13 protein-coding genes and 1 riboswitch are annotated in these 13180 nt (G+C 32.0%); of the genes, 1 reads left to right on the forward strand and 12 read right to left on the reverse strand.

Going from position 1 to position 13180, the window contains the following annotated elements; genetic code table 11:
* Positions 1-4: 4 nt before the first annotated feature.
* From Q1A15_RS00510 to Q1A15_RS00560, 11 genes are all read right to left on the reverse strand, one after another.
* Entirely contained in the window at positions 5-352 is a 348-nt protein-coding gene (locus tag Q1A15_RS00510) for a 4Fe-4S dicluster domain-containing protein (RefSeq protein ID WP_095074191.1), read from the reverse strand.
* A 12-nt stretch (positions 353-364) separates the two neighbouring features.
* Positions 365-1615 (reverse strand): GTP-binding protein, encoded by a 1251-nt coding sequence (locus Q1A15_RS00515; RefSeq protein WP_299617273.1) that lies wholly within the window; start codon positions 1613-1615, stop codon positions 365-367.
* 103 nt (positions 1616-1718) lie between these two features.
* The gene (gene cysD, locus Q1A15_RS00520) at positions 1719-2624 is read right to left on the reverse strand and encodes a sulfate adenylyltransferase subunit CysD (protein ID WP_173862369.1); all 906 of its coding nucleotides are present in this window, start codon (positions 2622-2624) and stop codon (positions 1719-1721) included.
* Between the two features lie 11 nt (positions 2625-2635).
* Complete coding sequence (locus Q1A15_RS00525; RefSeq protein WP_299617278.1) at positions 2636-3244, reverse strand: phosphoadenosine phosphosulfate reductase family protein; 609 nt, start codon at positions 3242-3244, stop codon at positions 2636-2638.
* Positions 3241-3495 carry a DUF2061 domain-containing protein gene (locus Q1A15_RS00530; RefSeq protein WP_299617280.1) on the reverse strand — a complete coding sequence of 85 codons (255 nt, stop codon included), beginning with the start codon at positions 3493-3495 and terminating at the stop codon, positions 3241-3243. The genes Q1A15_RS00525 and Q1A15_RS00530 overlap by 4 nt, the downstream gene beginning before the upstream one ends.
* 114 nt (positions 3496-3609) lie before the next feature.
* Positions 3610-4017, reverse strand: a complete 408-nt coding sequence (locus Q1A15_RS00535) for an Rrf2 family transcriptional regulator (RefSeq protein ID WP_095074201.1) — start codon at positions 4015-4017, stop codon at positions 3610-3612.
* A gap of 29 nt (positions 4018-4046) precedes the next feature.
* On the reverse strand, positions 4047-5213 hold the full coding sequence (locus Q1A15_RS00540) for an aminotransferase class I/II-fold pyridoxal phosphate-dependent enzyme (RefSeq protein ID WP_299617283.1): 1167 nt from the start codon (positions 5211-5213) through the stop codon (positions 4047-4049).
* Positions 5210-5632 carry an OsmC family protein gene (locus Q1A15_RS00545; protein ID WP_299617285.1) on the reverse strand — a complete coding sequence of 141 codons (423 nt, stop codon included), beginning with the start codon at positions 5630-5632 and terminating at the stop codon, positions 5210-5212. Before Q1A15_RS00545 ends, Q1A15_RS00540 begins: the two co-directional genes overlap by 4 nt.
* A 5-nt stretch (positions 5633-5637) precedes the next feature.
* Positions 5638-9021, reverse strand: coding sequence for a bifunctional aspartate kinase/homoserine dehydrogenase I (gene thrA, locus Q1A15_RS00550; RefSeq protein ID WP_299617287.1), 3384 nt, complete (start codon positions 9019-9021; stop codon positions 5638-5640).
* A 23-nt stretch (positions 9022-9044) separates the two neighbouring features.
* Positions 9045-10340 (reverse strand): O-acetylhomoserine aminocarboxypropyltransferase/cysteine synthase family protein, encoded by a 1296-nt coding sequence (locus Q1A15_RS00555; protein WP_299617289.1) that lies wholly within the window; start codon positions 10338-10340, stop codon positions 9045-9047.
* A 130-nt stretch (positions 10341-10470) separates the two neighbouring features.
* A riboswitch (SAM riboswitch) is annotated at positions 10471-10579 on the reverse strand.
* Between the two features lie 88 nt (positions 10580-10667).
* On the reverse strand, positions 10668-11615 hold the full coding sequence (locus tag Q1A15_RS00560) for an endonuclease/exonuclease/phosphatase family protein (RefSeq protein WP_299617291.1): 948 nt from the start codon (positions 11613-11615) through the stop codon (positions 10668-10670).
* A 153-nt stretch (positions 11616-11768) separates the two neighbouring features.
* Between Q1A15_RS00560 and Q1A15_RS00565 the strand changes: the two genes are divergently transcribed.
* Positions 11769-12215, forward strand: a complete 447-nt coding sequence (locus tag Q1A15_RS00565) for a hypothetical protein (RefSeq protein WP_299617293.1) — start codon at positions 11769-11771, stop codon at positions 12213-12215.
* A gap of 58 nt (positions 12216-12273) precedes the next feature.
* On the opposite strand, the gene Q1A15_RS00570 is transcribed toward Q1A15_RS00565, so the two are convergent.
* The gene (locus tag Q1A15_RS00570) at positions 12274-13158 is read right to left on the reverse strand and encodes a DUF2314 domain-containing protein (protein WP_299617295.1); all 885 of its coding nucleotides are present in this window, start codon (positions 13156-13158) and stop codon (positions 12274-12276) included.
* Positions 13159-13180 lie beyond the last annotated feature (22 nt).

A 13180-nucleotide genomic window follows, 5' to 3' on the forward strand; every position in this document is an offset into this window, starting at 1 on the left:
GGGTTTAGTTATGCAAAAATTGCTGCTTGTTTAATAATTCTTCTTCGGTTTCTACATGATTCTCATCAGGAACACAACAATCAACAGGACAAACTGCTGCACATTGTGGCTCTTCGTGAAACCCTTTACATTCTGTACATTTATCTGGTACAATGAAATAATATTCATCAGATATTGCTTCTTGATCATCTTCAGCATTTAGCTTAATTCCATTCAACAATTCAATATCTCCTTCTAGAGAAGTTCCTTGACCGTAATTCCAGTCTTCGGCCCCTTCGTAAATCGCTGTATTCGGGCACTCTGGCTCACAGGCACCACAATTGATACATTCGTCTGTTATAATAATTGCCATTTCCTGTTTTTTTTAATTGATGAAACCTACTCCCGAAGTATTATTTGTTTTCGGATTGATTAAGATAAAAGCTCCATTCGCTTTGTTTTCTTTATAACTATCCACAAATAATGGTTTACTTACTTTCAGGCTAACTTTCCCTATTTCATTCAGGGAAAGTTTTGAAGGGTTTTCATTTTCGCCTGAAAAGTCAGTATTAATAATTGTATCTAAACTTGTAATCTTAGCTTGTACATCGTTTACACCGTGCTTGATATAATATTTTTCTGAAGCCTGTAATGGCGTACTATCCATCCAACAAATTGTAGCTTCTAATTGTTTTACAACTTTTGGTTCTTGACCAGTTTTCACTAACATATCACCTCTACTCACATTCACATTATCTTCTAATGTTATGCTTACAGAACTTCCACTTTTAGCTTGTTCGAATTCTTGATCGAAAAACTGAATACTTTTTACTTTAGATTTTGTTTCGGAAGGCAATACAGTAACTTCGTCTCCAACTGCTAAATCTCCTCCGTATAATTTACCCGCATAACCTCTGTAATCGTGATATTCGTCTGTTTTAGGACGAATTACGGTTTGTACAGGAAAACGTACTTTAAAATCAGAATCTTGTTCCTCTTCTACATGTAAACCTTCTAAATACTCTAATAAGCTTTTACCTGTATACCATGGAATATTATTTGACGCAGTAACTACATTATCTCCATGTAGAGCTGAAACTGGCACAAAAGTTAAATTTTGATCTTGATATCCGCTTTTTTGAGCTAAATACTCAATCTCTCCTTTAATCTGGTTGAATTTCTCTTCAGAATAATCTACTAAGTCCATTTTATTCACCGCAATAACAACTTCTTTCACTCTAAGTAGATTATTGATAAAGAAATGACGATATGTTTGCTCGACTACACCATTTCTAGCATCTACTAAAATTATAGAAGCTTGAGAATTTGATGCTCCAGTTACCATATTTCTGGTGTATTCGATATGTCCAGGACTGTCGGCTACAATAAAACTTGTTTTTGGTGTAGAAAAATAAATATGAGCTACATCTATTGTTATTCCTTGTTCTCTTTCAGCTACTAAACCATCTGTAGCTAATGAAAAGTCTAAATAGTCAAATCCACGTTGCCTACTTTTTTCTTCAATTGCTTGAAGTTTATCTTCGGTCAATGAATTTGTGTCGTATAAAATTCGTCCTATTAACGTGCTCTTTCCGTCATCTACACTTCCTGCTGTTGCTATCTTTAGTACGTTCATTTCTTTGCTATTATTAGAGCTTTAGACTGTAAGGTTCTTTAAAATAATCCCTAAAAACAATAACTTCTTACAGTCCTTAACTCTTCTTTAATTTTGTAATTCTTTAAAAATATCCTTGTTGCTTTCTTTTTTCCATTGCCGCTTCAGAACGCTTATCATCTATTCTAGCGCCACGTTCAGAAATTTTGGATTCTCTAATTTCTGCAACTACAGATGCAATATCTACAGCATCTGACAAAACCGCTGCAGTACAACTCATATCTCCTACAGTTCTAAAACGAACCATTCTTTGCTCAACTTTCTCATCTTCATCTCGATATACAACTCCATCATTTGCAGACCAAATCAATCCGTCTCTTAAGAAAGTTTCACGCTGATGCGCAAAGTATATAGAAGGAATTTCAATAGCTTCTTTTTGGATATATGACCATACATCTAACTCTGTCCAATTTGAGATAGGAAACACACGAACATTCTGACCTAAATCAATTCTTCCATTTAACATATCGAACAATTCTGGTCTTTGATTTTTTTCATCCCACTGACCGAAATCATCACGAACTGAGAAAATTCTTTCTTTTGCTCTTGCTTTCTCTTCATCTCTTCTTGCTCCACCGATACACGCATCGAATCCGAATTCTTCAATTGCATCTAGTAAAGTCTCTGTCTGTAAAATATTTCTACTCGCATACTTTCCAGTTTCTTCTTTTACTTTACCAGCATCAATATTATCTTGAACATTACGAACGATTAACTCAACTCCTAACTCTTCAACTAATCGATCTCGAAACTCAATAGTTTCAGGAAAATTATGTCCTGTATCGATATGCATTAAAGGGAATGGAATTTTTGCTGGGTAAAAAGCTTTTTGAGCTAATCTTACCAGGGTAATACTATCTTTTCCTCCAGAAAATAACAACACAGGCTTTTCAAACTGAGCTGCTACTTCTCTTATGATATAAATTGCTTCACTCTCTAATGCTCCTACTCTAATTACATCCGTATTCATAATCATGTTTTTTAAATATGTAAACCACATTCTCTATTACTCTCTACCTTAGTTGGATCGAAATACTTAAACTCGTTAGGCAAATCGAATTCCGCTAAATATTGATCTAAATCTTCATCTGAAAAATTGTAAAAAGGACTCACTTTTAGCACTCCATCTTTACTAACAGAAACAATATCAATACTATCTCTAAAAGCAGTTTGTCCTTTTCTCAAATTTGTAAACCAAACATCTGGTTGATGTTCGTGCATTGCTCTTTTGAAAGGTTCTAGTTTTACTTGCTCTGTAAAAACAGCATGATTTGGATCATCTACACTTGGTAAACCTAAAACAACATCTCTGTGAGCAACAGTTTGCTTTGGTACATATAACTTTACGTTTAAACTTAATTTTTCTATAAGTTCTTCTGCATGTTTATACGTTTGAGGTGTATTATAACCTGTATCGCACCACACTACTGGAATATCTTTTTGTTCAGTTACCACTAAATGTAAAATTGCACTTTCATATGGTCTAAAATTAGTTGTAACTACTGGTTTTTTAGCTACTGATAAAGCCCAACTTACAATCTCTTGAGGAGATTTTCCTTTTAATTCTTTATTTATTTCTTCTATATTCATTTTCTGCCCCATTTAATGCTATTCCAAACTCTTTCGTGAAAAAAATACAACAACATTTTGGTTACTAATTCGATTCCTCCTATTGATAATGCTGTATTTACTTCTCCTGTAATCAACCAAGAAATTACGATGGTATCTATAGTTCCGACTGCTCTCCAACTAATTGATTTTACTACACTTCGCATTGGTTTTTCGGAGTATCTATCTTCCTTGAAATTCGATTTATCTTCTATTACTTGTTCAATTATCATTTTCAAAACACATTTACCCTATCGGGATAGTAGGTTTATAAAACAAATATACGTATGATTCATTAATATCAAAGTAAAAATCAAAAAATTAACACTATTGTAATATTTGTTTAACTAAACTAGATCGGCAAGCGTAGTATTACGTAAAACATGCAATGTATTATCACGTACTTGAATCATTAATTTGTGTACTGCACATGCTTGTTCGTCTGGACAATCATCGCATTTTTCATAAAAATTCAAACTTACACATGGTACCATTGCAATTGGGCCTTCAAGAGTTCGGATTACTTCTGTCATTTTAACCTCAGAAGGCTCTTTAATCATGTAATAACCTCCACCCTTTCCTTTTTTGGCTCCTAAAACACCTGCTTTTCTTAAGGTAAGTAATATACTTTCTAAAAATTTATGAGATATATTTTCACTTTCAGATATTGTTGCAATCTGAACCTTTTCTCCTTTTTCTTGCTTCGCAATAAAAGTTAAAGCCTTAATCCCATATTTTGTTTTCTTAGAAAGCATACTACAAATATATACTTTCTTATAGATTTTTACACTTCTAACGCCTGTTTTAGATCCTTAATAACATCATCTACAAATTCTAATCCTATCGAGCTACGTACTAATCCATCTGTAATTCCAACTTCTAGTCGATCTTCTTCGCTTAGTTTACTGTGAGTTGTGGAAGCAGGATGCGTTACAATTGTTCTAGAATCTCCTAGATTTGCAGATAAAGAACATAATTTTATTTTATTTAAAAACTTTCTTCCAGCTTCGATTCCTCCTTTAATTTCAAAAGCTACAATATTACCTCCTAATCTCATTTGCTTTTTTGCTACTTCATATTGAGGATGCGATGGTAAAAAAGGATATTTCACAAAATTTACCGCTGCATGCGCTTCTAAAAATTGAGCAACTTTTAATGCATTCTCACAATGTTTATCTACTCGAACAGCTAAAGTTTCTAAACTTTTAGATAATACCCAAGCATTAAATGGTGACATCGCAGGACCAGTATTTCTAGAAAACAAGTAGATTTCTTTAATCAATTCTACTTTTCCTACTGTAACTCCGCCTAAAACTCTTCCTTGTCCGTCAATCAATTTTGTTGCTGAATGAATTACTAAATCTGCTCCGAATTTTATCGGATTTTGTAAATATGGTGTTGCGAAACAATTGTCTATCACCAATAACAAGTTATACTTTTTAGCTATTTGAGATAATGCTTCTAAATCCAAAATATCTACTGCTGGATTTGTAGGTGATTCTGCATATAAAATTTTAGTATTCGGTTGAATTAAACTTTCAACTTTATCTAATTCATTAACTTTAAAATAACTAGTTTCTATATTCCATTTTGGCAAATACTTTGTAAATAAACTGTGTGTAGAACCAAAAACAGAACGTGAAGAAACGATATGATCTCCAGCACTTAATAATGCTGCAAATGTTGAAAACACAGCGCCCATTCCTGTAGCAAATGCATAACCTGCTTCTGCTCCTTCCATTGCAACAATTTTATCTACAAACTCTGTAGTATTTGGATTAGAAAACCTACTGTATAGATTTCGTTGCTTCTCTTCTGCAAAAGAAGCTCGCATATCTTCTGCATCATCAAAAACAAAACTTGATGTTAAAAATAATGGTGTAGAATGTTCTGAAAACTGTGAACGTTCTGTCTGAATTCTTACGGCCTGTGTTTCAAAATTCTTACTCATATCTCTTTGTTATTCAAAATAATTTTATAATTGATTTTAGCTGTTTGCTCTATAATCTTAGCTACAGAACAATATTTTTCTACAGCCAAACTTGTTGCCTTTTTAACTTTTGCACTACTCACCGTTCCATTGAAACTATACGTAATGGTGATATCTTGAAAAATTGCTGGTATTTCATCTTCTTTACGAGTAGCATCTATTGAAACATTATAATCGAAATCGTAAACCTTTTGTTTGTTTAGAATTTTTACTACATCGATGCTACTACAACTTGCTAGACTTACCAACATTAATTCCATCGGACGAATAGCATTTACAGAGGTTTCATCTTGAGTTTGTCCTACTAATAATGAATAGCCCGTTTGATTTTTTGCTTCAAATAATAGGTGTTTGTTATAATTTTTTAGTTGAATGTTCATTTGTTTTATTTTTTTGTTAATCGTAAAATATCTCCGAATACACCTCTTGCTGTAACTTCTGCTCCAGCTCCAGCTCCTTGAATTACTAGCGGTTGATCTCCATAAGATTCTGTGTAAATTTCAAATATGGCATCAGATCCTTTTAAACTTCCAAGTGGTGTATCTTTAGCTACAGAAACTAGTTTTACATCTAACTCTCCTTTATTTTGTTGTAAGTCTCCATGTAAATCTCCAATGTATCTTAGTACATGATTTTCTTTTTGATCTGACTTTTCTGTAGTGTAATATGGATCTAACTTTGTAGTATTTGATAAGAAATCTTCAACACTTCCAGATCTCAATTCTTCTGGAATTAAATTCTGAATTTGAATATCTTCAAACTCATTTTCTAAATCTAATTCTCTGGCAAGGATTAAAAGTTTTCGGGCTACATCATTACCGCATAAATCTTCTCTAGGATCTGGCTCAGTATATCCATTTTTAATAGCTTCGGATAACACTTCTGAAAATGAAGTTTCTTCTTCAGAAAATGTATTGAAAATAAAACTTAATGATCCTGAAAAAACTCCTCTAATTCTCGTAATATTTTCTCCTGAATCGTGTAATAATTTTATTGTATCAATTAATGGTAATCCTGCTCCTACATTGGTTTCGTAGAGATATGTTTTTTTGTTTTCTTCTAAAACATCTCGTAATTCTTTATAGAAAGAATGTGCAACTGTATTTGCTATTTTGTTCGATGAAACTAAATCGAAACCTGCTTTTACTAAAGGAATATAATTGTGTACAAAATCTTTACTAGCTGTATTATCAACAGCGATTAAGTTTTCTAAATGATGTTCTTTTGCAAAACTTATCACTTCTTCTATACTGTTACTTGTATCACTATCATTCAGATTGTCTTTCCAGTCTTTATCTACTCCGTTTTTACTTAACAATACATTTTTAGAATTGGCTACAGCAAAAATATTTAACTGGACTTTTCTTCTTTCCAAAATGTTTTTTGCGCTTGCTAAAATTTGTTCAATTAAAGTTCCACCTACTAAACCTTTTCCGAAAATTGCAATGTTTATTTTCTTAGCTACTCCAAAAACCTGACCGTGAATTACATTAACTGCTTTGTGTAATTCTTCCTTTTTCACTACCAAACTCACATTCTTTCCTGAGATTGTATTATTGAATAATAACGGAACTATTTGATTCTGAATTAGAGCATTGTATGGTAAGTGGAATTCACTAAGATCTTGACCAATAATTGAAATTACAGCAACGTTATTTACAATTGTGATTTGATTGACATCTTTAGTAATTAAGTCTTGTGCAAATTCTTGTTCTAAAGCTTTAACCGCTAATTTTGACTTTTCTTTATCAACCACCAATCCAATTCCTCTTTCTGAAGAGCCTTGAGAAATAATACTAACGCTTATTCCATGATTTCCTAAAGATTTGAAAATACGTGCATCTACTCCAATTTTACCTAATAAACCTCTTCCTTCAAAATTTAGTAAAGCTACATTCTCTAATACTGAAATTGATTTGATCCCTTTAGTTTTACTCTTTGAAGTAATTAAAGTTCCAGCATCCTTAGGATTAAACGTGTTTAAAATTCTAAGATTTATATTCTTTTCTATTAACGGAATAATTGTTTTTGCATGTAGAATATTCGCACCGAAATTTGCTAATTCATTGGCTTCAGAAAATGAAAGTTCTTCAATCTTTTTAGCTTCACTAACCAAATCTGGATTTGCAGTAAAAATTCCATCTACATGTGTATAATTCTGTAACTCTTCTGCATCTAAATAATTTGCCAATAAAGACGCTGTATAGTTGCTTCCGTTTCTACCTAGAGTAGTTGTTTCATTCTTTAAATTTGAAGCGATATAACCAGAAACAATATTAACTGTACTTCCGTTATGTTCTTTAAAATGATTTACAACGTTCTCTTTAGAAAGCGTATCTATAGGTTGTGCATTTCCGAAACTTTCATCTGTTTTTAGTAAAACCCTAGCGTCTGTTGCATGAGCTGGAATTCCTCTTTGTTGTAATAATTCTGTTACTGTTTTTATCGAAATTAACTCACCTTGAGCTAAAACCTCATCTTTTGTTTTATTGCTATAATCACCCAATAAACTTACTCCTTCAAATAACTTTTCTAGTTTTTGAAACTCATTAGAAAAATCTAATAATGGTGTAATTTTAGTTTGCTCGTATTTAAAAGCTTCTAATTGCTCTTGATAAGTTTCACTTTTTGAGGCACGTTCTAAAATTGATTCTAATTCGTTTGTTGCATTTCCTCTTGCTGAAACTACAACTGTAATATGCTCTCCTTTATTTATTTTATTTTCTATAATATTGATGACATTATCAATTCCTTGATTTGATAATGATTTCCCTCCAAACTTTAAAACTTTCATCTTTTTAGCTTTTGGATTTTCTTTAAAAATTGATCCGAATATTTTTTCTAGTTGTTCATATTCAATTAAAAACGCATCGTGTCCGTGTACAGAATTAATTTCATTGTACGTTACATTAGGATGTTTTTGCGCTAATTTTTTATGCGTTTCTCTATTTTCTTCCGCAGTAAAAAACAAATCAGAATCCACTCCAATAATGTGAATATTGGCTTTAATGTTTTCTAGAATATCTTCTGTATTTTCTCCTTGAGTTACATCGATCGTTTTTAGTAACTGATTCATTAATTTATATGAAGCCAATTGGTAACGCTCTTGTAATTTTTTTCCATGATGTAACAACCAACTTTCTACATTGAAAATTTGTAAACTCTCGTTTTTACTTCTTTGGAATCGTTGTTTAAATGATGCTGGAGTTCTGTAACATAACATCGCATGAATTCTAGCATCGTGAACTGGATTTTTAGAATTGGTTAAAAACAATTCTTGAATTTGACAGTTGGCTATTAACCAATCTGTAGATTTCCAGTCTGTTGCTATAGGAATTAAATGCTCGGTTATTTCTGGTTGCAATACTGACATTTCCCAAGCAATTCCACCTCCTAAAGAACCTCCGATTAGAGCAAAAAGTTTTTCAATATTCAACTCTTTTAAACCTTGAATAAAGATTTGAGCGACATCTCTTGCTATAAAACTTTTGTACTCATCAATTAAAAAATCGTCGTAGCCATTACCTGGAATATTGAAACATAAAATAGTGTACTTGTTAGTATCAATGATTTTATGTTCACCAATTATGTCTTTCCACCAACCATCTTCTCCCGCAACATTACTATTCCCTGTTAACGCATGATTTACTAAAATCACTGGTGCTTCATGAAGTGGTTGTCCGAAAAGCTGGTAAGACAAACGAATTGGTATTGCCTTACCACTTTCTGTTATATAACTAGGTAAATTAATATGGCCTAATGTGTGCATTGTACTATGAACTTAGAAACAAATTATTCTTGAATTACTAACTGATTTACAGCTTTAAAAGCTTCTTTTAAATCAGATTTTAAATCTTCTACATTTTCTAATCCTACTGAAAGTCGAATTAAATCTTGCGTTACTCCTGTTGCTTCTTGTTCTTCATCACTCAACTGTTGATGTGTTGTACTTGCTGGATGAATTATTAAAGATTTTGTATCTCCAATATTTGCTAATAATGAGAATAACTTCGTATTGTCTGCTATGGTCTTTGCCGCTTCATATCCTTTTTTAGCTCCGAATGTTACAATTCCACTTTGACCTTTTGGTAAGTATTTATCAGCTAAGTCTTTGTATTTATTTCCTTCTAAACCTGGATAATTTACCCAAGCTACCTCGTCTTGTTCTTGTAACCATTTTGCTAATTCCAATGCATTTTCACTATGCTTTTGAATTCTTACGGGTAAGGTTTCTAAACCTTGAATGATTTGAAATGCATTGGTTGGACTTAATGCTCCTCCAAAATCACGTAATCCTTCTAAAATTAATTTGAATGTAAATGATGCTGCCCCTAAAGTTTCGTAATATTTTAATCCGTGGTAACCAGCAGAAGGTTCAGTAAATTCTGGAAATTTACCATTATCCCAGTCAAAATTACCTGCATCAACAATTACTCCTCCAAGAGAATTTCCTTGCCCGCCAATGTATTTTGTTAATGAATGAATAACAATATTTGCACCGTATTCAATTGGATTCAATAAAGATGGCGTAGCAACTGTATTATCTACGATAAAAGGAACTTTCGCCTTCTTAGCTTCAGAAGCAATATTTTCAAGATCTAGTACATCTAACTTCGGGTTTCCTAACGATTCAGCAAAAAATGCTCTTGTGTTTTCCTGTACTGCTTTTCCGAAATTTTCAGGATCTGATGGATCAACAAAAGTTGTTGTAATTCCTAATCTTGGTAAAGTCACTTTTAGTAAATTATAAGTCCCTCCGTATAAACTACTAGAAGCTACAATATGATCTCCAGCTCTTAATAACGTTAATAAACCTGTTGAAATTGCTGCTGTTCCCGAAGCAAAAACTACTGCTCCTACTCCACCTTCTAAAGCCGCTAAACGTTCTTGTAAAATTTGATTTGTTGGATTATTTAAACGTGTGTAAATAAATCCTAATTCTTTTAAAGAAAATAAATTAGCTGCATGATCTGCATTATTAAACACATATGAAGTTGTTTGATAGATTGGAACAGCTCTTGTTCCTCCTGTTTGTGTTACATCATGCCCAGCATGTAATGCATTTGTTTCGAATTGTAATGTACTCATTTTTCCTACTTTTTTGAGTTAATAAAAAATTAATCTAAAAAGTCAAACCACACCGTTTTACGATGCCGCATATAGAAAAATGTTATTAAGAAAAAATAAGACGTTTCGTTAAGTTAATAGAAAGTCTATTTTGTTATCTATCCCGATATTTTTTGGGTAGAATTTAGCACCTTCTTTGACTGAGCAAAGGGTTGCTAAGGTTTCACAGGGTCTATTCCCTCCACCTTTCTTGATAACATTATCGATAAGTGTTTGAACTTTACGTCTGCAAATATTCAATCATAAAAACTTAAAATCCAAATTTTTCGATACTTTTTTACAAAAAAATTATTTTAGTTTAAATTTCATAAGCAATGGAAGATGATCTGAAACTTGTCCGAATTCCTTTAAAACTCTAGCCTCAACAGGAATTATATTTTCAGAAGTATAAAAGATATAATCTAATCTTTTATGAGGTTTATCGCTATCATAAGTAAAATCATATTTTTCTTTTGAAAAAGCAGCGTTTCCAACATTTGGAATATTAAAAACCTCTAAGATTGCTGCGTCTTTAAAGACAGGATCGCTATTAAAATCTCCTACTAAAATGGTTGGATAATCTTTAGCATACTGATTAAATAGTTCTACAACTTTTTTAACATGTTTTATCCGTGTTTTTTTATCAAAAGCTTCTAAATGTACATTCAAAAGGATTAGTTCTTTTCCATTTATATTCGTTTTTACAACTTGTACTAATCTATCTAAATAAAAGGCATCTCTGTAAAAAGGATTGTCCTCAACTCTTTCTAATACAATTCTAGAATAATCACTCAAACTGTACTTACTTAAAATCGATTGACCTGAAACTACTTTACCGAAATTCACGCTTGGCAAACCGTAAGGAAAAGGCACATATTTTTTATCCCAGTTTATAGCTCTAGCAATATAAATATAACCTAGTTTTCCTATTTCTTCTTCTTGATTTACATTGAAAGAACGTCCTGAATTATAATCAACTTCCTGTAATGCAATAAAATCGGAGTTCAATTTTTTGAATTCCGTTAACGCCTGATCTAAATTTTTATTGAATAAATCTTTTGTCTTTGCTATTGGTTTATTGTTCGTCATACCACTTAGGTAACCAATATTGTATGTGATCACACTAAATATTGAATCGTTTGTATGACTAACTTGATAATCATTTTCTATAAGTTTTGCATAGTCATTTTTGTTTAAAGCAGCACTCGATCCCCAAAAATAAAAAGCCACAAACAAAACGATAAAAACAAATATCATTTTTATCAGAACAGAAAATATTCGCCTCATAATCAACTCCCTTTTCTTTATTTATAAAGGGAGCCTAATATACGATAAAGTTTTTTTTCTGAATTAATTAAACCTTTTAAGTAATGAAAAGTCTTAGAAGTATAATATTTAAATAAAAAGAGAATGAAGAAAATGGTTTCTGTAATGCTGGTTTTAGGTTTTTTAATGACTGGCTTCGCACAAAAGAAAAAAAGAAGAGGAGATGATGGTTTTTCTGTAGATCAGAAAACTGAATTAGCCTTAAAAAAAATGACGCTTCGGTTAGATTTATCTGAACGTCAGCAAAATAAAATCCGTCCCCTATTAGCTGAACAAATTACAAAACGTGAAGAGTTTAGAAAGAATCGTAAAGCTAAAAAGTTAAGTGCTGATGAAAGATATGAAAGACAAATGGCGCATTTAGATAAAAAAATTGCTTTTAAATCTTCTATGAAAGAAATCTTAAACAGCAAGCAATATGAGCGATTTGAAAAGATGAATGGTAGACGAGCTCATAAAATGAAGAGAAAGATGAAAATGAAAAAAAGAAAAAGACATGAAGAGCAAATGAATGCTCCTGAAAGAGCATAGTAGTTTGATAATTGGTTTTTAGTTAACCCCAATTCCTAAGTGAATTGGGGTTTGTTTTTTAGCTTTCTCCGTTTAATACTTTCCATTCACCATTTTCTCTGTATGTATTTACTTTATCTAAAGTTCTTCTACCATCTGGAAAAGTGCAATATTCTGTTACCAAACAATGATCTTCTGAAATAAACTCGCGTTTAAATGCGCTCTTTACACCTGAAAAATCTGGCATTCCGTTTTCTTGCATATGCTGTACAAAAGATAACTCAATAACTTCTGCTGTTTTAGCAATAATTTCATCATCGATTGGAATATTAGCCATATTGCCTAACATGAGTTCGGCTTCTTTTCTAAAGTTTTTACAACTTATCGCTTTGGCTAAATCGTTATTATTATAAGCTTCTTCTATGGATAAAATTGCGCCTTCTGGTGTAGTAAAATCTAATGGAAAATAATCTTCACCCTCATCGATAATCATACCTAAACTTTGATCAAATTCGGGTAATGCTTCTTGAGGCATTCCTTCTCTTATGGCTCTGATAGTATATCCGCCAATTAATCGAGCATTCTCAATAATCATCCAATCTGAAACTTCATTTTCTGTAATTCCTATTTTCTGACCTAAAGCAACATTTGAAATATCTGCAGGTTCATTTCCTACTACTCCATAAATATTGCCATCGCTATCGTAACTTGGTTCACCTAACCAAATATGCTCGATAATTCCGTTTTCTTCAATTTTAGCTTTTACGGAAAAGTATAATTGTCCTTCCTTTGGAGTTTCAATACAAGATTTAAAATAATGAAGTGTTAATCTTGCTTTTTTCATAGCCCAATTCATTCTATCATCCTCATCTGCTATGTAATGAACATCTGGTTGTTCTTCTCTTTCAAGAATTACTTTTTCTTTTTCACCTTTCTTTCCGAACAGCTTTTTAAAAATCCCCATAGTTTTAGTTTTTATTTACCAT

It is taken from the genome of uncultured Tenacibaculum sp. (genome assembly GCF_947495995.1).
Lineage (GTDB): Bacteria > Bacteroidota > Bacteroidia > Flavobacteriales > Flavobacteriaceae > Polaribacter.

Bases quoted from the DNA above. Each gene is read 5' to 3' on its own strand.
- Q1A15_RS00510 (WP_095074191.1), bottom strand. From the start codon at position 352: ATGGCAATTATTATAACAGACGAATGTATCAATTGTGGTGCCTGTGAG.
- Q1A15_RS00515 (WP_299617273.1), bottom strand. From the start codon at position 1,615: ATGAACGTACTAAAGATAGCAACAGCAGGAAGTGTAGATGACGGAAAG.
- cysD (WP_173862369.1), bottom strand. From the start codon at position 2,624: ATGAATACGGATGTAATTAGAGTAGGAGCATTAGAGAGTGAAGCAATT.
- Q1A15_RS00525 (WP_299617278.1), bottom strand. From the start codon at position 3,244: ATGAATATAGAAGAAATAAATAAAGAATTAAAAGGAAAATCTCCTCAA.
- Q1A15_RS00530 (WP_299617280.1), bottom strand. From the start codon at position 3,495: ATGATAATTGAACAAGTAATAGAAGATAAATCGAATTTCAAGGAAGAT.
- Q1A15_RS00535 (WP_095074201.1), bottom strand. From the start codon at position 4,017: ATGCTTTCTAAGAAAACAAAATATGGGATTAAGGCTTTAACTTTTATT.
- Q1A15_RS00540 (WP_299617283.1), bottom strand. From the start codon at position 5,213: ATGAGTAAGAATTTTGAAACACAGGCCGTAAGAATTCAGACAGAACGT.
- Q1A15_RS00545 (WP_299617285.1), bottom strand. From the start codon at position 5,632: ATGAACATTCAACTAAAAAATTATAACAAACACCTATTATTTGAAGCA.
- thrA (WP_299617287.1), bottom strand. From the start codon at position 9,021: ATGCACACATTAGGCCATATTAATTTACCTAGTTATATAACAGAAAGT.
- Q1A15_RS00555 (WP_299617289.1), bottom strand. From the start codon at position 10,340: ATGAGTACATTACAATTCGAAACAAATGCATTACATGCTGGGCATGAT.
- Q1A15_RS00560 (WP_299617291.1), bottom strand. From the start codon at position 11,615: ATGATATTTGTTTTTATCGTTTTGTTTGTGGCTTTTTATTTTTGGGGA.
- Q1A15_RS00565 (WP_299617293.1), top strand. From the start codon at position 11,769: ATGAAGAAAATGGTTTCTGTAATGCTGGTTTTAGGTTTTTTAATGACT.
- Q1A15_RS00570 (WP_299617295.1), bottom strand. From the start codon at position 13,158: ATGGGGATTTTTAAAAAGCTGTTCGGAAAGAAAGGTGAAAAAGAAAAA.